This is a genomic window from Nguyenibacter vanlangensis, assembly GCF_038719015.1.
In the GTDB taxonomy this organism is placed as follows: domain Bacteria; phylum Pseudomonadota; class Alphaproteobacteria; order Acetobacterales; family Acetobacteraceae; genus Gluconacetobacter; species Gluconacetobacter vanlangensis.
The window spans coordinates 2,578,671-2,595,595 of record NZ_CP152276.1; the positions used below are offsets into that span (position 1 = coordinate 2,578,671).

14 protein-coding genes are annotated in these 16,925 nt (G+C 63.6%); 4 read left to right on the forward strand and 10 right to left on the reverse strand.

All coding sequences use genetic code 11. The features are described 5' to 3' along the window. Nucleotides 1–111: 111 nt before the first annotated feature. On the forward strand, nucleotides 112–2,451 hold the full coding sequence (locus tag AAC691_RS11960) for a TonB-dependent receptor plug domain-containing protein (protein WP_342627049.1): 2,340 nt from the start codon (nucleotides 112–114) through the stop codon (nucleotides 2,449–2,451). Nucleotides 2,452–2,531: 80 nt separating this feature from the next. On the opposite strand, the gene AAC691_RS11965 is transcribed toward AAC691_RS11960, so the two are convergent. Together AAC691_RS11965 and AAC691_RS11970 are read right to left on the reverse strand one after the other, a co-directional pair. Then, nucleotides 2,532–3,671, reverse strand: a complete 1,140-nt coding sequence (locus AAC691_RS11965; RefSeq protein ID WP_342627050.1) for a glycerophosphodiester phosphodiesterase — start codon at nucleotides 3,669–3,671, stop codon at nucleotides 2,532–2,534. Nucleotides 3,672–3,681: 10 nt separating this feature from the next. After that, nucleotides 3,682–6,105 (reverse strand): TonB-dependent receptor domain-containing protein, encoded by a 2,424-nt coding sequence (locus tag AAC691_RS11970; protein WP_342627051.1) that lies wholly within the window; start codon nucleotides 6,103–6,105, stop codon nucleotides 3,682–3,684. On the opposite strand from AAC691_RS11970, the gene AAC691_RS11975 reads away from it, so the two are divergent. Together AAC691_RS11975 and AAC691_RS11980 are read left to right on the forward strand one after the other, a co-directional pair. Continuing rightward, nucleotides 6,104–6,235, forward strand: coding sequence for a hypothetical protein (locus AAC691_RS11975; RefSeq protein ID WP_281362743.1), 132 nt, complete (start codon nucleotides 6,104–6,106; stop codon nucleotides 6,233–6,235). The two genes, AAC691_RS11970 and AAC691_RS11975, sit on opposite strands and share 2 nt — an antisense overlap. A gap of 239 nt (nucleotides 6,236–6,474) precedes the next feature. Next, nucleotides 6,475–8,871 carry a TonB-dependent receptor gene (locus AAC691_RS11980; RefSeq protein ID WP_342627052.1) on the forward strand — a complete coding sequence of 799 codons (2,397 nt, stop codon included), beginning with the start codon at nucleotides 6,475–6,477 and terminating at the stop codon, nucleotides 8,869–8,871. A gap of 98 nt (nucleotides 8,872–8,969) precedes the next feature. Here AAC691_RS11980 and AAC691_RS11985 read toward each other — a convergent pair whose 3' ends face one another. Beyond that, complete coding sequence (locus tag AAC691_RS11985) at nucleotides 8,970–9,986, reverse strand: zinc-binding alcohol dehydrogenase family protein (RefSeq protein ID WP_342627053.1); 1,017 nt, start codon at nucleotides 9,984–9,986, stop codon at nucleotides 8,970–8,972. 112 nt (nucleotides 9,987–10,098) lie between these two features. Between AAC691_RS11985 and AAC691_RS11990 the strand changes: the two genes are divergently transcribed. Continuing rightward, a complete protein-coding gene (locus tag AAC691_RS11990; RefSeq protein ID WP_342627054.1) occupies nucleotides 10,099–10,476 on the forward strand; it encodes a helix-turn-helix domain-containing protein in 378 nt (125 codons plus the stop codon). Nucleotides 10,477–10,519: 43 nt separating this feature from the next. Here AAC691_RS11990 and AAC691_RS11995 read toward each other — a convergent pair whose 3' ends face one another. The 7 genes from AAC691_RS11995 to AAC691_RS12025 all read right to left on the reverse strand — a co-directional run bounded on the left by AAC691_RS11995 (nucleotide 10,520) and on the right by AAC691_RS12025 (nucleotide 16,913). After that, a complete protein-coding gene (locus tag AAC691_RS11995) occupies nucleotides 10,520–11,455 on the reverse strand; it encodes an ABC transporter substrate-binding protein (protein WP_176639533.1) in 936 nt (311 codons plus the stop codon). Between the two features lie 79 nt (nucleotides 11,456–11,534). Then, on the reverse strand, nucleotides 11,535–12,326 hold the full coding sequence (locus AAC691_RS12000) for an SDR family oxidoreductase (protein WP_342627055.1): 792 nt from the start codon (nucleotides 12,324–12,326) through the stop codon (nucleotides 11,535–11,537). Nucleotides 12,327–12,348: 22 nt separating this feature from the next. Beyond that, a complete protein-coding gene (locus tag AAC691_RS12005; RefSeq protein ID WP_342627056.1) occupies nucleotides 12,349–13,296 on the reverse strand; it encodes an AraC family transcriptional regulator in 948 nt (315 codons plus the stop codon). A 61-nt stretch (nucleotides 13,297–13,357) separates the two neighbouring features. Further along, entirely contained in the window at nucleotides 13,358–14,398 is a 1,041-nt protein-coding gene (locus AAC691_RS12010) for an NAD(P)-dependent alcohol dehydrogenase (RefSeq protein WP_176639530.1), read from the reverse strand. 192 nt (nucleotides 14,399–14,590) lie between these two features. Further along, entirely contained in the window at nucleotides 14,591–15,517 is a 927-nt protein-coding gene (locus AAC691_RS12015) for a glyoxylate/hydroxypyruvate reductase A (RefSeq protein WP_342627057.1), read from the reverse strand. Between the two features lie 8 nt (nucleotides 15,518–15,525). After that, the gene (locus AAC691_RS12020; protein ID WP_342630209.1) at nucleotides 15,526–16,413 is read right to left on the reverse strand and encodes a GNAT family N-acetyltransferase; all 888 of its coding nucleotides are present in this window, start codon (nucleotides 16,411–16,413) and stop codon (nucleotides 15,526–15,528) included. Further along, nucleotides 16,413–16,913, reverse strand: a complete 501-nt coding sequence (locus tag AAC691_RS12025; protein ID WP_176640752.1) for an Lrp/AsnC family transcriptional regulator — start codon at nucleotides 16,911–16,913, stop codon at nucleotides 16,413–16,415. The genes AAC691_RS12020 and AAC691_RS12025 overlap by 1 nt, the downstream gene beginning before the upstream one ends. Nucleotides 16,914–16,925: the final 12 nt, after the last annotated feature.

The following is a 16,925-nucleotide window of genomic DNA, read 5'->3' on the forward strand; positions in this document are numbered from 1 at the left end:
AAATACCGATAAACCATTCCGATGATGATACGAGCGGGCGAACGCGCGCCGTGTTTATTCTCTTTCGGAGATTTCATGGAATCCCGCCATGTTTCCGGAAGGACACCGACCATGACGCGCCATTCACGCGCCCGCCTTTTCCTGAGGACAGCAACCTGTGTCGTCCTGGCCCATTCCATTCAGCTTGCCCGCGCGGAAGATATCGTCAGCCCCCTGCAGGACCGCGAGGAGCGGATTACCGTCACGCGCGGCACGGCCAGCGCCAACGGGGTGACCAATACGACGCCCGGCGGCGGGCTGATGCCGCGGCAGACCGCCGCCAAAACCATCAGCGGCGTCACGCGTGACTTCATTGCCAAACAATCGCCGACCACGAATGCCCTGACCCTGCTGAAGGCGATGCCGGGCGTGATCGTGTCCAGCGTCGACCCGCTGGGAACGTCGGACCGCATGAACGTGTCGATCCGCGGCCTGAACCAGACCGAGATCGGCACCACGTTCGAAGGCATGCCGGTCGGCGACAGGCTGTACTACAGCCCCTTTACGTCCGAATGGGCGGATACCGAGAATCTGGGCTTCGTCGACGTGGCGCAGGGATCGCCGGACATCAGTGCGCCGGTCTATAATTCGGTCGGCGGGCAGATCAATGCCGGGCTGCGCAACCCGTCGGATCATTTCGGAGGGCTGATTGACGCCGCGGGCGGGTCCAAGGCCACCAATCGCGCATTTCTGCGGGTCGATACGGGCCGGCTGGGGGCATCGGGCATCAAGGGGTATGTGTCCTTTTCCCATAGCGGCAACGACAATTGGCGCGGCACGGGCGGCCAGACGCGCGACCATGTCGATGCCCGCTTCGTGAAGGAATGGGGCGACGGCAACAGGATTGCCCCCTTCCTGGCCTGGAACCTGGTACGTGCCGACCTGTTCACGAATCCGACCCTGGCCCAGTGGAACGTATCGGGGGATTCGTACAATTACGCCGGAAATTATACGTTCGGCAATACGATGTATCAGAAATTCCATTTCTACCGCCGGCAGACGGTCATGATGGCCGTTCCGTCGAACGTCGCGCTGACAGCGGCGCTGAAATTGTCGGTCACGCCTTATTTCATGTATAATCACGGCATCATCAATGGCGGATCGGTGCTGAACGACGACAACGTGTTCTACGGCAACCGGCCGGCGAGGCCGCTGAACCTGCCGTACAGCGTCAATGGTCAAGCGACCGTCGAGAATGTCGATCCCTACACGCAGTTTTCTGCGGGACAGAACGCCTATCTGACCTGGACGCGGGGGCATAACACCCTGCAGTTCGGGTATTGGTACGATTATTTCGACCATAACGAGGCGACGTCGTTCGCCGTTGCCGATTTCGCCGGGAACGTCGCGAATTCATACGGCCATGCGCCGGTCCTGACGGCGGGCGGCGACGTGCTGCGATCCTTCGACGGTCATATCATCCAGCAGATCAATGCGCTTTTCATCAGCGATACGCTGCGTTTTCTGGACAATCGCCTGACGTTGAATGCGGGATTCAAGGATGTCATGGTATCGCGCAGCGCGACGAGCCTGATTCCGGGATCGCGCTACGCGGTGACGGCGAACGATGCGGTGCCGTTGCCGCAGGTCTCGGCGAGCTACAGGATCACGCCGAACGACCAGATCTATCTCAACGGCACGACGGCCTTCCGCGAGCCCGCTTCGATCAACTCCTATGTCGACATCTTCAATGTCGCCACGGGAAAAATGTCGAACACGCACAGCACGAACCTCAGACCGGAATATTCGATCTCGGAGGAATTCGGTTATCGCCATTACGGCCTGGTGAATGTCTCGGCGGCATTCTTCAATTACAACTTCACCAATCGTCAGGTCTCGACCAGCGCGCTGGTGAACGGTACGCCGGAGACGTTCTCGCTGAACGCCGGTGGACAGACGTCGCGCGGCGTCCAGGCGGAAGTCGGCCTGCGGCCATGGCATCATGTCAGCCCCTATCTCTCGGGACAGTATCTGCATGCGACGATCGACAATAATTTCGCGCGCAGCGGCGACCTGCTGCCGACGAAGGGCAAGACCGCGGTGCTGAGCCCCGAATTTTCCGGAACGATCGGCCTGTCCTATGACGACGGCGCGGCGTTCGGCAATTTCGCGATGACCTATGTGGGGTCGCAATATACGACGTTCATGAACGACCAGCATATTCCGGGCTATGAGACGGCGAACGTGACGCTCGGCTATCGCTTCCATACCCTGGGACCGGCCAGGCATCCGCAGGTGCAGGTCAATCTGATCAATATCGGAAATGAGAAATATCTGTCCGGCGCCTATGGCGTGACACCCAATGCCCGGACGATTCGGGGTGTCTACGGCACCAGCCTGGCCGGCAGCAGCCCGGCCTATTATGTCGGCGCGGGTTTTGCGGCGGTCATATCCCTGAGTACCGGATTCTGACGGGCCGAAAGCGGACCCGCGACCAGGAGGGTCTTCCGAGACGCATGCCGGGGAGGCCGGCCGGCCCCCCGGCGGAATGGTCAGCCATCGACCGCGATGCGGCCGAGGGCCGGATCGTCGGTGAAGAAGCCGTCCAGCCCCAGATCCAGATAGCGCCGGATTTCGGCGATCGATCCCTGGGGATTGCGGGCATTGTCGCCGGCATCGTTGCGGAGTTGGCGAGGCAGGAAGCGGTTTTCCGGCCGGCAGGTGTAGGAATGGACCAGGAGGCCGGCGCGGTGGGCGTCGGCGATCAGGGTCGAGGGCGCGAGCCAGGCGCCGGCGGCATCGCGGGGGATGATGTCGGTATTGGACGGGCCGATCACGTCGGCGAAGGCCCGTACCTGGCGCAGTCCGTCCGGGGTCATCAGGTCGCCGAAGGTCGTGCCGCCGCCGGCGGCGGCGAGGTCGGGGACGCGTTCGCCGCGCTCGCCCATCAGGAACAGCAGGCGCGCCTGCGGGTTGATCGCCTGTACCTTGCCGTACAGCCGCCGGAGATTGCCGGTTTCGAAGGATTGGACTTCGAGCGGCGCGAAGCGCGTATAGTCGTGCGCCGCGATGATGCGCAGGAAACTGTCCTCGGGCGTGTGGCCCAGGCGGTGGAAATGGGTGGAATTTTTGATTTCCGGGATCAACCCCACGACCCGGCCGCGCGCGGCGGATTCGGCGGCGACGAAATCGATGATTTCCTCGAAGGTCGGGATGTCGAAATGCCCGTCATAGCGGGTGTTCTGCGGCCGCACCTGCGGCAGTCTTTCGCAGGCGCGCAGCGTCTTGAGTTCGGCCAGGGTGAAGTCGGTGGTGAACCAGCCGGTTTCCTGCGCCCCGTCGATCACCATGGTGCGGCGGCGCGCGGCGAATTCCGGTCTTGTGGCGACGTCCGTCGTGGCGGCGATATTGCTTTCATGGCGGGCGACCAGCACGCCGTCGCGGGTCGGCACCAGGTCGGGTTCGACATAGTCGGCGCCGTCGGCGATCGCCTTGGCGTACGAGGCCAGCGTATGTTCCGGCCGCAGGGCCGAAGCGCCGCGATGGCCGATCACCAGCGGGCGCGGCGCCAGCGACGGCGCGGCCCGCGCGCCGGCGGCGGGCAGGATGGCGGCAGGCAGGATGGCGGGGACGGTCGTCGCAACCCCCAGCAATCCCCCCAGCCGGCCCATGGCGGATCGGCGTGTCAGCATGTGCGGTACCTCAGAAATTCGCGCTGAGCGTCAGGAAATACATCCGGGGCGCGATTGGGAAGGCGGTATATTGGCCCGAAGCGTTGCTGATGTTCAAGGTGGACCAGCCGCGCGTGCCGGTCAGGTTGGTGATGTTGCCCTGCACCTTCAGCCCGCGCACATGCGGAATGAAGTGGATCATGTAGCCGGCATTGAGGCTGAACAGCGCATAGGCGCCGGCCGACAGGTCGTTGGTGTAGGTCGCATAGCGCTTGCCGATCACGTCGCCGATGAACTGGGCCGAGACATCGCCCCAATTGGCCGACGCCACGAATTTTTCGGTCCAGTCGGGCACGCCCGCCACGTTCCTGCCGGCGGTATGCACGACCGTGGTGCCGTTGGCGTAATTGTCGTTATAGACCGACTTGTTGTAGGACAGGGCGTTATAGAACGAGAAATGCGGCCCGAACTGCGCGGTGAAGGAGAGATCCATGCCGTCGGTCGAGACCGAGCCGACATTGGTCAGGATGGTCGCGCTGCCGACGATCGAGGCCAGGTTGGGCGAGGACGATACCGCCAGCAGGCGGTTCGAGAAATGCACGTGGTAATATTCGAGCTGCCCGCTGATATGGGTCAGCGGCCCCAGATCGACCGGCCGGTTGGTGCGCAGGCCGGTTTCATAGGTCCAGGCGGTTTCCGGTTCGCCGTGATTCTTGAAATCCTCGAACGCCTGCTGGCTGGTCACGCCCCAAGGCGTCGCGTTGCCGTAGCCGGTCGCCTGGAACGCGCGCATGTTTTCCTGGATGTTGGCGAACCATTGTTCATGCGGCGTCAGGTTCCACAGCGCACCGAAGGCCGGCAGGAAGGGACGCGTCGCGGCGATGGTGCCGCCGGGCACCGTGGCGGCCGTCCTGGGCGACAGCGATCCGGGCAGGCCGGCCACCGGCAGGATGCCGTTGGTATAGACCAGTTCGGACTTGAAACCGGCATTGAGCGTGACATGCGGCGAGATCTGCCAGCTATCCTGCAGGTGGGTCGTCCAGGTATTGGTATAGAAATAGTTGGTATACTGGTCGATCAGCGCGCCCTGCTGGCGTTCGTACGGCGTGGTCGGATTGTTGATGTCGAACGGATACCAGCGCCGCGCCTGGGTGTTGTTGTTGCGTTCGTACCAGCCGCCCAGTTCGATATGGTGATGGCCGCGCTGGTAACGCAGGGTGGAGGTGAGGCCGCCGCGATTGTCCCAATATTCGGTGGTGCGGGTGGCCATGCCTGATCCGCCGAAGACCTGCGAGAGCTGAGAGGCGGAATAAGTGGGGAAATACGCCGAGAACAGCGTGGGCAGGCCGGCGGCGGTGATCGGTCCGGCGACCACGCCCTCGCCCAAATCATGATGGTAGTAGAACAGATTGTCCCAGTGCAGGCTGGCACTGAAATCATGCGACCATTTGACGTAGGACAGGAAATCCTCGCGCTGCGCATCCGAATAGTAGTTTCGATAGTTCAGGCCCGCCGCCTTGTACGCGGGAGAGTTGTCGTAGTAGCTTACGGCCTCCTGCAGGTTCGGATACATGAAGGGACGGACATAGAGGCTGCCGCCGTTCGGTTCGACGATACCGTCCTCGTTCGGTTCGACCTTGTCCGACCAGTCGAAGAAGCCGGTGATGCGGTCGTTGTCCGACTGGTGGACGAATTTCGCATTCACCTGGTTGCCGCCCTGGTGCCCCGCGAAATCCCACGCCCGCGCGTCCTGGCGGGCCCAGGAGACATAGGCCGAATTGCCGTTGCCGAAATCGCCGGTATCGATGCGGGCGAAGGTGCGGAAGGTGGACCAACTGCCGAAGGTCTGGGCAAGCTGGCCGCCCGCGCGACGGGACGGATCCTGAGTCAGGAATTCCAGCGTCCCGCCCAGATTGCTGGTCGATGCCGTGCCCAGCGCGCCGGCGCCGGTGGATACGTTGGCCGCGGCGATGTTTTCGCTGATCGCGGCGCGCTGCGGCGACAGGCCGTTGAAATTGCCGTACGCCTGGTCGCCCAGCGGCACGCCGTCCAGGGTGAAGCCGAGCTGGTTCTGATTGAAGCCATGGATGAACAGCGAGGAATTCTGTTCGTTATTGCCCCAGGGATCGGCGTTCTCGAACACCACGCCGGGCAGGATTTCGAGCGCCTTGACCGGGTTGATGCCCGGCAGGATGCGCTGCATTTCGAGATGCCCGACACTTTGTTCCGAACGGGTGCGGCGGGCGGTTGTCATGATCTGTTCGGCGGCAGGCGCGGGCGACGCGGCCGGCCGGCGGGATGCCCCATGGTGGGCCGTACTGGCGCGGGTGGGCGCCGCCTGACCGGGGGTTGCCTGGGCATGGGCTGGCTGGGCGGCCGGCAACGCGGGGACGCAGGCAACGGAGAGAACCAGGAGCGCGCGGCGGGAGAGAGGCGAGGAGCGGCGATGGAGCATGAGCGAAGAGGCCGTTTTTGCAATGTTAAAATTTCGCCAACGTCCCTATCCGCTGAGCGCACCGATGCCCCGTGAAACTTCGGTGACGATGCACGCTTACAACAGTCCGGAAGAAATATTCCTGAAATAATAAGAAATAACCGCCATGAAGCATGTTCCCATGGGCACCCGGGTGGAACATCGGGCGCCGCCGCCGGCGGGAATGCCGTATCGGTGTCGTCTTTTCTGCAACAGTCGATCGGTTTTTTGCTCTGGCATATGCGCCGTGCTGGGGCATCCGCATCTTGACCGTCGACAACCCGGCCCGGGATGTGGTTTACGGCGGGACGTCTTATCGTGTCGAAATTGAATTGAGTGGGGATCTGAGCGATGGAACAGGGATTTCGTGCGTGCCTGCTGGTGGCGACGATGCTGGCGGGCGCGTTGACCATCGTGCCAGCCGCCCGAAGTGCGACGCCGGTCGAGAAGAAGACCGGCGCGGAGCAGAAGAAGCAGGGGGACGCCCCCGGGGACGCCCATGCGCCGCACGCCGAGGAAGTGAGCGTGACGGGCCGGACGGCGCGGACGCGGGCGCCCGGCGGCGGATTGATGCGGGTCGAGACGGCGACCAAGGCGGTGCAGACCATCACCCGCGACTTCATTGCCAAGCAATCCCCCACCACCAACATCCAGCAATTACTGCGGATGCTGCCGAGCGCCAACGTCCAGGACCAGGATTCCTATGGCCTGTTCTCGGGGGCGACCGAGGTCCGCGGGCTGGACCAGACCAATATCGGCTGGACTCTGGACGGCATGCCGCTGAGCGATATCGGCGGCGGCCAGTTCTATTCCAACGAGGTCCTGGAAGCCGAGGACCTGGAAACCGTGTCGCTGCAGCCGGGTTCGGTCAATCTCGACAGCCCGGTCGTCAGCGCGGCGGCGGGCCTGGTTTCCGCCACCATGAGCAATCCGACCCATACGCGCGGCGGCCTGCTGGATATCTCGTTCGGTTCGTTCGACATGACGCGCGAGTTCCTGCGCCTGAATACCGGCGATATCGGGTCGAGCGGCGTGCGGGCCATGTTCTCGTTCAGCCATACCCAGGCCAACAACTGGCGCGGCCCCGGCATGGCCGACAAGTACCATTATGATTTCAAGCTGATCAAGGATTTCGAGAACGGCAGCCATACCGGCCTGACCGTGTCCTATAACGACCAGGTCAATGATTCCTTCCTGAACCCCAACCTGGCGCAATACAAGGCGAACGGATACAGCAACAACTACCTGCCGTACTATACGGGCGTGAATAGCAACGGCACCAATTTCTACAAGCTGCACGTCAATCCCTTTGCCGACGTGGTGGCGGTTCTGCCGACCCATGTCGTCGTCACCCCCGATTTCTCGATCGACGATACGGCCTATTTCTGGCATGGCATCGGCAACGGCACCGGCGCCAGCCTGCTGACCCAGGGCAGCACCTATTATGGCGGCCAGCCGGCCGCCATCGACCTGGGGGCCAAGCAGGCCGTCGCCCTGACCCCGTCGAACCAGGAACAGTTCCGCCCCGGCAACACGCTGAAATTCAATTACCGCCTCGGGTCGCATCATCAGTTGACGGCCGGATGGTGGTATGAATATGCCAACCTGCTGCAATATTCGCCAGTGAGCTATGTCAACCAGGTGACCGGCGAGCCGGCGAATATCTGGGGCGTTTCCAGCCTGTACCAGCTTCCCGGCGGCCAGCCCTGGAAATATCGCAACTTCCTGAGCCTGTCGCAGGTCAACATGCTGTTCATCGGCGACAGCATGGATTATTTCGACAAGCGGCTGCATATCGACCTGGGCTTCAAGGAAGCCATGATGACGCGGCGTATCTACAACTACGTGCCGAACACGGTCTATAACCGCAATCTCAGCGCGTCCGAGCCGCTGCCGCAGGTCGGCATAAGCTGGAATTTCGACCGCCGCAACCAGATCTACGTCAGCGGCGCCACGAACTTCAAGATGCCGCAGAATACCTCGCTGGTCGATTACTACAGCAACACCTCGCCGGCACAGACGCAGCGCGGCGGCGCGTCGGCGCCGCAATATTCGATCTCGGAAGAAGTGGGCTATCGCTATAACGGCGACCTGCTGGTCGGCAGCATCTCGTTCTTCAACTATAATTTCACCAACCGCCAGCTCAGCCTGAGCTTCTATCAGAACGGCGCGCCCTACAGCCAGACGGTCAATGCCGGCGGCCAGACCAGCCGCGGCGTCGACGTCCAGCTTGCCACGCGACCGATCTGGTTCCATCTGCGGCCCTATGTCGCGTTTGAATATCTCGACGCGCGCATCGACAACAATCTGGCTGCAACCGGCACGCTGCACGGCAAGACGGTGAATGACTATCTGCCCACGGCGGGCAAGACCCAGATCGAAAGCCCCAAGGTGCAGGCCAGCCTGGGCCTGGATTACGATGACGGCTCGCTGTTCGCCGGTGTCCAGTTGAAATATACCGGCAAGCAGTACGCGACCTTCATGAATGACAGTTCGATCCCGCAATTCATCACCGACAACGTCAATGTCGGCTATCGCTTCCATTCGGTCGGATTCATGAAATCGCCGCAGATCCAGCTGAACATGTCGAACCTGACAAATGCCAAGCTGCGCAGCGGGATCTATACCTTCCAGACCAATGCCAACACCACGACCGGCGTGTATGGCAGCACCGTTAAGGGCGGTCTCCCCGCCTATTACCTCCAGGTCCCCTTCACCGCCGTCGTCACGATCTCAACCGGGTTCTGATGGCCTGAATGGGCGCGCTGCCGGACGTCCGATGGTTCGGACGTCCGGCCGATCGGCGCCGTCGGCCCTGGGGAAAGGAAAGCGTCAGGCGGTCGTCCTTATGCGAATCCTTCCAGAACGATCTTGCCCTTGGCCTTGCCGCTTTCGAGCAGCATATGGGCCTTGCGGAGATTGGCCGCGTTGATCGTGCCGAAATGATCCGCCAGGGTCGTACGGATGCGGCCGGCATCCACAAGTGATGCGATTTCGTTCAGCAGCGCCCCCTGTCCGGCGAGGTCCGCCGTGCCGAACAGGGGGCGGGTGAACATGAATTCCCAGTGCAAAGACAGGCTCTTGCGCTTCAGCGGCAACGCGTCGAGCCGGGCCGGATCGTCGATCAGGCCGAAATGCCCCTGCGGCGCGAGCAGGTCGATAATGTCGCCGGCATGCTGCTCGGTCTGCGTGGTCGAGAAGGCGAAGCCCGGCGCGCCCGTGGGCAGGGCCGCGACCTGCGCGGCCAGGGGGGCGGTGTGATCGACGACGTGGTGGGCGCCCAGGTCGCGCACCCAGGCCTGCGTTTCGGGGCGGGACGCCGTGGCGATGACGGTCAGGTCCGTCAGCGCGCGAAGAAGCTGGATGGCGATGGATCCCACGCCCCCCGCGCCGCCGACGACCAGGATCGACGGTGACGCGCCCGGCACGGCGCGCCGGACGTCGAGACGGTCGAACAGCATTTCCCAGGCCGTAATCGCCGTCAACGGCAGGGCTGCCGCTCCGGCCCAGGACAGTGATTGCGGCTTGTGCCCGACGATGCGCTCATCGACCAGATGGAATGCGGCGTTGGTGCCCGGGCGCTGCAATGCGCCCGCATAGAATACCGGATCGCCGACCGAAAAGCCGGTTACCTGAGGGCCGGTCGCGACGACGATCCCCGAGGCGTCCCAACCGAGCACGCCCCACGTTCCCCCTTCGGGCGCCGCGTTCCGACGCATTTTCGTATCCACCGGATTGACCGAGACGGCCCGGACTTCGACCAGCAAGTCGCGACCCTGCGGCACCGGGCGCGGCAGGTCGATATCCTGCAGCGCATCGGGATGATCGATCGGCAGGGGGGTCAGGTAACCGACGGCACGCATGGCTTCTGCTCCGTTGTCGTATGGGCTGTTGTATGGGCAGAAGATGGGGGTCTATGATCGAAAGCCGCAAGAACGCACATATAACACCCATAGTATCGGAAATGATACCGTTATGCCCCGTATTCGTCACAAGGCCCTGGATTGCAGTCCCGGCTGCACCGTTGAGGCGACGCTGGAACTGATCGGCGGCAAGTGGAAGGGAGTCATTCTCTATCACCTGCTGGACGGGACGCTGCGCTTCAACGCGATCCGCAAGCGCCTGACCAATATCACGCAGCGCATGTTGACGATGCAGCTTCGTGAACTGGAGGAGGACGGCTTCGTCACACGCACCGTCTATGCGGAGGTGCCGCCGAAGGTCGAATACAGCCTGACCGAGCGGGGACGCAGCCTGGAGCCGGTCATCATGGCGCTGAAGGTTTGGGGCGATGCGCACACAGGGCCGGCGCGGTCCATCGCGCCGGGGAGCGGGACCGCGCGTTCATCCTGATTCTCGGCGCCCTGAACGGAATCAGAATTCGTGACGATTTTCGTTACCAGCCTTTATAAGTCGCGACATTTTTGCGATCGACCAGTTGCGGCGGCAGAAGCGTCACGTCCTGCGCCGGCTTCTTTCCGTTCATGAGGTCATAGCCCGTCCGAACGCCCAGGGACCCCTGCTCTGCCGGATTCTGGCTGGCGGTGGCCTGGATCAGGGTATCGGTCTTCAGCGCGTCGACCACGTCCGGGGAGCCGTCCACCGAGGTTATGACGATGCCCCTGCGCCGCAATTGCCGGGCCGCGAGGTTGGAGCCGATCGCCTGGGGGTCGGCGACCGTGAACAGTCCCTGAAAATCAGGGAAGCGTGTCAGATACCCCATCATGACGTCCAGCCCCCCGTCGCGGGAGATCTTGCCGTTCTGGTTGTCGGACAGGATCCGGATGTCCGGATGCTTGGCCAGGGATTCCTTGCATCCGTCGACACGCTCGATCACCGACGATGTCTGCGGGCCGTTTTGGATGATGACGGCGCCCCTGCCCCCGATGGCGGAGGCAAGAAAGGCGCATGACAGCCTGCCCGCCTGCTTGTTGTCGGTCTGGATGGTTGCGTCGGCGCCGTCCGCTTCCACATCGACGGCAACCACCACGATCCCGGCCGCCTTCGCCCGCTTCACCGCCGCGCCGATCGCATGCGGATCGGCGGCTGCCAGCAGGATAAGATCCACGCCCGACGCGATGAAATTGTCGATTTGCGACGATTGCTTGCCGAGGTCGTAATCGGACGACACCGCGAACACGCGCGCGTCCGGATTGATCGCGTGCGCGCTGTCGGTAGCCCCCTTCACGAGGGACAGGAAATACGGATTGCCGAGAGAGCCGACCGAGATGCCCACGGCATGCAGGTCCTTGGCATATGCCGCATGCGCGCCGAACGCCAGGCCACAAGCCAGCAGCGCACCGGGCAGCGCGGCCTTCTTCAGATATTTCATGTCTTTCTCTTATTTTTGGCACCGCACGGAGGCGGCGCGGGAGGGATAGCGCGATGCGGCGGTTCGGAGCGTCGACGATTCAGAGTGTCTTGAGCATGCCGCCATCGACGAAATAGGTGGAGCCGACACTGTAGGTCGCCTTGTCGGAACACAGGAACACGAAGAAATGGGCCAGTTCCTCCGGCGTGCCGAAGCGCCGGATGGGCGCATGCTCGTCCGCGACGCCCTGCAGATAGGACTGCCAGTCGCCGCCCGAACGCGCGGTCAACTCCTTGGCGGTCTTGATCCAGTCCGGCGTCAGGATCAGGCCGGGATTGACGCAATTGACGCGGATATTATCCCCGATCAGTTCCGTGGACAGCGTCTTGGAAAACATCTGCAGCGCCGCTTTCGTGACGTTGTAGATCGGCTCGTACCACAGAGGCTGCGCGGCGCAGATCGACGCGTTATGCAGAATGACGCCGCCGCCGCGCCTTTTCATGCCCGGTGCGAGGCCCCGCGCCAGGCGCACCGCCGCCATGACGTGCAGGTCCCAGTAGAATTGCCATTTCGCGTCATCGGCCTGCATGATCGTCTCGTTGGAGCCCGTGCCGGCATTGTTGATCAGAATGTCCGCGCCGCCGAACCCGTCATCCACGCGCCGCAGCACCGCATCGACGCCGTCCGCCGTGGCTATGTCCGCCGCCACGCCGACCGCCCGCACGCCGCATTCCGCCGACAGCCGTCCCGCCGCCTCGTCCAGGCGATCCTTCTGCCGCGCCACCAACACGAGATCGGCGCCTTCTGACGCCAGTCCCTTGGCCACGGCCAGGCCGATACCAACGCTGGCGCCGGTAATGACCGCGACTTTACCCTTCAGTCCCAGATCCATGATCTTTCCCCGTTTTTCATGGTTATGCGTGGCATCCAGGCGCCTCGGCCGCTTCCGACGTGCCCTCGTGACGGATCAGGCGGCGGACATCCCGCCGATAGCGTGAGGGAGTCGTCCGGCGAACCTGAAGAAACTGCCTATTGAAATTGGAAAGGTTGCTGAATCCGATCGTCGCGCTGATATCGGCGACCGATGCGTCGGTCGTCGTCAGCAACTGGCACGCCCGCCCGATCTTCAGCTTTTTCATGAAAGACACGAACGTATCGCCGGTGGCGCGGTGGAATTGCCGCGAGAAAGCCGACGCGGACAGCCCGACCTCTCGCGCGATGTCGCACTGACGATGGAAGATTGTATTATTTTCCATGATTCTTCTGATAATTCGGTCTATTTTCTCCATCTCCATGTCGTCCGAAGAGAGAGTCAGGCCGGCGCCGCACAATGTCCGCCGCGGGCACCGGGACAGGTCGAGCAGCAGGTCAATGATGGCCGGGATCCGTGCCGCGTCGTCCATCGTACCGATTCCGGCGAGACGCGCGCCGAGGCGCGCGACTTCCGGCCCCAGGAATTCGACCCCATGGCGCGACGCGGCCAGAAGCTCGTGCAGGACGTCAAGTTCCGGGCAGAGCGTCATCAATCCCTGGAACCATGACCCGTCGACCTGCAGGACCACGTCACGCCCCGGCACCACCTCGTCCGGCCCCATGTCGCTGAACCAGCCATGCGGCACGTCGGGTCCGATCAGAACGAGATGTCCCGGCGTGAAGAAACCGAGATAGTCGCCGACAATATAATGTCCGCATCCTTTGGTGATCAGGTGCAGTTCGTATTCGGGGTGGTAGTTCCATCTCGCGCACGGTGCCGGATAGTCGTGCGTATGCCAGACGAAGCTGCTGCGCGGTTCGCGCCGCACGATCTCGAAGACCGGTGTCGCCACACGCGTCTTGCGGGCCGAATGCGTGCCGTGGGCCATGATGTCCGTTCTTCTTGGTTTTTGTTCTTCTTGACGGAACGCAGCCAGGCGTTCGACCGGTCTATGCCATCCGGATCTGCAGCTTGACGTCGGTCGGCCGCGCGGAGGCCGCACGTTCGAACGCCGCGATCGAATCCGCGAAATCGTAGGTTCCGGAAATCAGCGGCTTGAGATCGATTTTTCCCGACGCGATCAAGGCGATCGCACGATCATAGACATTGGCGTAGCGGAACACGGTTTCGATCGTGATTTCCTTGGCCTGCGCCGCGACGATGTCGAATGCGACCTTGTCGACCGGCATGCCCACCAGGACCAGCGTGCCGCCGGGCCGGACGACGGCCAGCGCGTCGTCATAGACGCGGGGGCTGCCGCTGGCCTCGAACACCACGTCGGCGCCCCAATCCGCTCCGCATTCCGCACGGACGGCGTCGCGCAGCGTGGTCTGCGTGACATTGACCGGCAAGATCCCGTGGTAGCGGGCCGCGATGTCCAGCTTGGGGGCCGCGATATCCGAAATGATGACCTTGCCGGCCCCGGAACCGAGCGCGGCCAGCGCCACCATCATCCCGATCGGCCCGCAGCCGGTCACGACGCAGACGTCACCGGGCTTGATCCGGGCCTTCACGGCCGCCTGCACGCCGATCGCAAACGGTTCGACCATCGCACCTTCGGCGAAGCTGACATTGTCCGGCAGGCGATAGGTGAACGCCGCCGGATGCACCACCAGGGGGGTCAGGCATCCATGCACCGGCGGCGTCGCCCAGAAGGTCACGGCGGGATCGACATTATAGATCCCGAGCTTGGACGCGCGCGAGGTCGGATCGGGGATCCCCGGTTCCATGCACACGCGATCGCCGATTTTCAGGTTCGTGACGGCGGCGCCGATTTCCACCACCACGCCGGATGCCTCATGACCCAGCACCATCGGCTGCTCGACCACGAAATGACCGATGCGGCCATGCGTATAATAATGCACGTCACTGCCGCAAATACCGACCGTCTGGATCCGCACCCTGACATCGCGCGGGCCCAGAGTATCGGGAAGGTCGATATCGCGCAGCGACAGCTCACGCTGGCGTTCGAGAACGAGAGCAACGGGCATCGTCTTTTCCCCCGGCGGATCTCCCGATTGGTCGGGGAGCCGCTTCTTGTTGCCCCGATTAAGACGTGCCGCATCGCACGCGTCTAGGTCGTTTTTTCCCTTCGGCCGATACTCTTTTGCGTACTATCCAAGACGTGATCGGGCCAAGACGTGATCGGACGGGGTGGGCGCGCCGTCGCTTGCGCCTCTGGTTCAATATCCGGCGGCGCGGTCGATCTCGCCCACCATTCTCTCGCCGTTGCGGTGGCGGCGGATATTGGCGATCACCATGTCGACCCCGCTCTCGGCCTGCGACGAACTGGCGATATGCGGCGTCAGCATCACGCGCGGATGGTCCCAGAACGGATGGCCGGCCGGCAGCGGCTCGGGCTCGGTCACGTCCAGCACCGCCTGCGCCACCTGTCCGTCGGCCAGCGCCTCCAGCAGGTCCGCCTGCACCAGATGCCCGCCCCGGCCGCAATTGATCAGGCAGGCCCCGCGCGGCAGCCTGGCGAACAGGTCGCGGTTCAGAATCCCGCGCGTCTGTTCGGTCAAGGGCATCAGGCAGACCAGGATGTCGGCCCCGGCCAGGAAATCGTCCAGTTCCGCCGCCCCGGCAAAGCCGGCGACCCCGTCGAGCGGCCGCGGGGTGCGACTCCAGCTCCGGCAGGCATAGCCGCGCGCGGCCAGCGCCCGCAGCACCGGCCCGCCCAGCGCCCCCGCCCCCATCACACCGACGCCGATCCGGCCGGCGGCGCGGTTGGGCGCGCCGCTCCAGACGTGCTGGCGCTGCCGTCGTGCGTAACTGAACATGTCGCGATGGCAGGACAGCACCGCCCACAGCACATATTCGATCATGCCGTCCACCAGGCCCGGCTCGACCATGCGGACCACCTTCACCTGTCCGGGCACCGAGGCGAGATTGAGCTGGTCGATCCCGGCCCCCACCGAAAACAGGACCTCGAGATTGGGCAGCAGCGCGCCGATCCCGTCCGGCACCTGCCAGGCGGCCAGATAGCGCACGTCCTCCGCCGGTCCGGTTTCGGGCCAGGCATGGAAGGGCAGGTCCGGCAGTTCGGCGGCGAAGCGCGGTTGCCAGACGATGCGGCGCGCGTCGGTGGATTTGAAGACGAAGGACATGGCGGCCCCTATCCGATGGCCTGGCTGGTCAGGGCATAGTAGCACGGGCCGTCCGGCGCGGGCGTCATCGCATCGGTGGACATCGTGTTGACGGTGTCGACACGGATCAGCCCCATGTCATCCAGCCAGGAGGAGAGGCCGCACGCGGCGGGGATATCCACCCGCAGGAATTCGCCGCCATGCGTGCCGATCCAGTGCGCGATCAGGGCGCGTGCCCCGATCGGCGTGGCGGCGGCGACCGGACCGATCAGCCAGCCCCAGCCGAATTTCCGGCAGAAGGAATAGCCGACGATGCCGTCCCCGGTATCGATCACCACCCCCTTGGCCGTCGCGACCAGGTCCTCGATCAGGCGTGCGCGGTCCATACCCGTCGCCGCGCCGTCCAGTGCCGCCAGTTCCTGCAGGTCCTGCTGCACGACGGGCCGCAGGCGATGTCCGGGTTCCAACGGGACGATCGGCGCGGACACGCCGTTGCCCTGGTGCTGCTCGACGATCCCGGTCGGGATGAAGCCCAGTTTTTCATAGAGCGGCTGGCCGGCCGGCGTGGCGTTCAGATACAGCGAATAGCCCGGCAGCAGGCGGCGCACGGTGGCCAGCAGCGTCCGGCCGATCCCGTGTCCCTGCCAGGCATTCGCCACGATCACCAGCCCCACCGTGGCATAGCGCGTGCCGAACGGCCACCACAGGATGGTACCGATCACCGCGCCGTTTTCCAGCGTGGCGACCAGCCCGTGGCCCTGCCGCAGCATGAAGTCCCAGTCCTCCAGCCGGTGCGGCCAGCCCAGCGCCTTGGACAGCAGGGCGGCATCGGGCAGGTCGCCGGACGTCATGGCGCGGATGCCGATTTCCGCCCTTCCGTCCCTGCTCGGGATCTGTTTCACGCTTGTCGGAATCATCACGAACGCTCCTGCGGGGCCGTCAGGTTCTCGACCAGGAAGGCCGGCTTGATGATGGGGGATTTGATGACGATGTAGCTGAAATATTTCTCGATCCCGATATTCTGGTCCAGCAGGGCCTCGATCGTCTCCTGGTAATGTTCGACGCTGCGGACCATGAATTTCAGAAGATAGTCATATCCCCCGCTGATCAGGTGGCATTCCACGACCGGGTCGACCCGCAGGATCGCAGCCTCGAAGCGCGAGAAATCGTCACGCCGATGGTCCGACAGCGTCACTTCGGTAAAGACCGTCAGCACGCTGGCGATCTTCTGCAGCGCGATCTGCGCCCCGTAGCCGACGATATAGCCCGCCGCCTCCAGCCGCTTGACACGGATCAGGCACGGGCTGGCCGACAGCCCGACGCGGTTGGCCAGCTCCACATTGGTCAGTCGCCCGTTCTTCTGCAATTGGGCAAGGATTTTCAGATCGATGCGATCCAGCTTGGGCAAGGGTGCCATGGAATCCGTCGT

Excerpts from the sequence above, each read along its gene's own strand:
- AAC691_RS11960 (WP_342627049.1), top strand. The coding sequence starts at position 112 with ATGACGCGCCATTCACGCGCCCGCCTTTTCCTGAGGACAGCAACCTGT.
- AAC691_RS11965 (WP_342627050.1), bottom strand. The coding sequence starts at position 3,671 with ATGCTGACACGCCGATCCGCCATGGGCCGGCTGGGGGGATTGCTGGGG.
- AAC691_RS11975 (WP_281362743.1), top strand. The coding sequence starts at position 6,104 with ATGAGCGAAGAGGCCGTTTTTGCAATGTTAAAATTTCGCCAACGTCCC.
- AAC691_RS11970 (WP_342627051.1), bottom strand. The coding sequence starts at position 6,105 with ATGCTCCATCGCCGCTCCTCGCCTCTCTCCCGCCGCGCGCTCCTGGTT.
- AAC691_RS11980 (WP_342627052.1), top strand. The coding sequence starts at position 6,475 with ATGGAACAGGGATTTCGTGCGTGCCTGCTGGTGGCGACGATGCTGGCG.
- AAC691_RS11985 (WP_342627053.1), bottom strand. The coding sequence starts at position 9,986 with ATGCGTGCCGTCGGTTACCTGACCCCCCTGCCGATCGATCATCCCGAT.
- AAC691_RS11990 (WP_342627054.1), top strand. The coding sequence starts at position 10,099 with ATGCCCCGTATTCGTCACAAGGCCCTGGATTGCAGTCCCGGCTGCACC.
- AAC691_RS11995 (WP_176639533.1), bottom strand. The coding sequence starts at position 11,455 with ATGAAATATCTGAAGAAGGCCGCGCTGCCCGGTGCGCTGCTGGCTTGT.
- AAC691_RS12000 (WP_342627055.1), bottom strand. The coding sequence starts at position 12,326 with ATGGATCTGGGACTGAAGGGTAAAGTCGCGGTCATTACCGGCGCCAGC.
- AAC691_RS12005 (WP_342627056.1), bottom strand. The coding sequence starts at position 13,296 with ATGGCCCACGGCACGCATTCGGCCCGCAAGACGCGTGTGGCGACACCG.
- AAC691_RS12010 (WP_176639530.1), bottom strand. The coding sequence starts at position 14,398 with ATGCCCGTTGCTCTCGTTCTCGAACGCCAGCGTGAGCTGTCGCTGCGC.
- AAC691_RS12015 (WP_342627057.1), bottom strand. The coding sequence starts at position 15,517 with ATGTCCTTCGTCTTCAAATCCACCGACGCGCGCCGCATCGTCTGGCAA.
- AAC691_RS12020 (WP_342630209.1), bottom strand. The coding sequence starts at position 16,413 with ATGATTCCGACAAGCGTGAAACAGATCCCGAGCAGGGACGGAAGGGCG.
- AAC691_RS12025 (WP_176640752.1), bottom strand. The coding sequence starts at position 16,913 with ATGGCACCCTTGCCCAAGCTGGATCGCATCGATCTGAAAATCCTTGCC.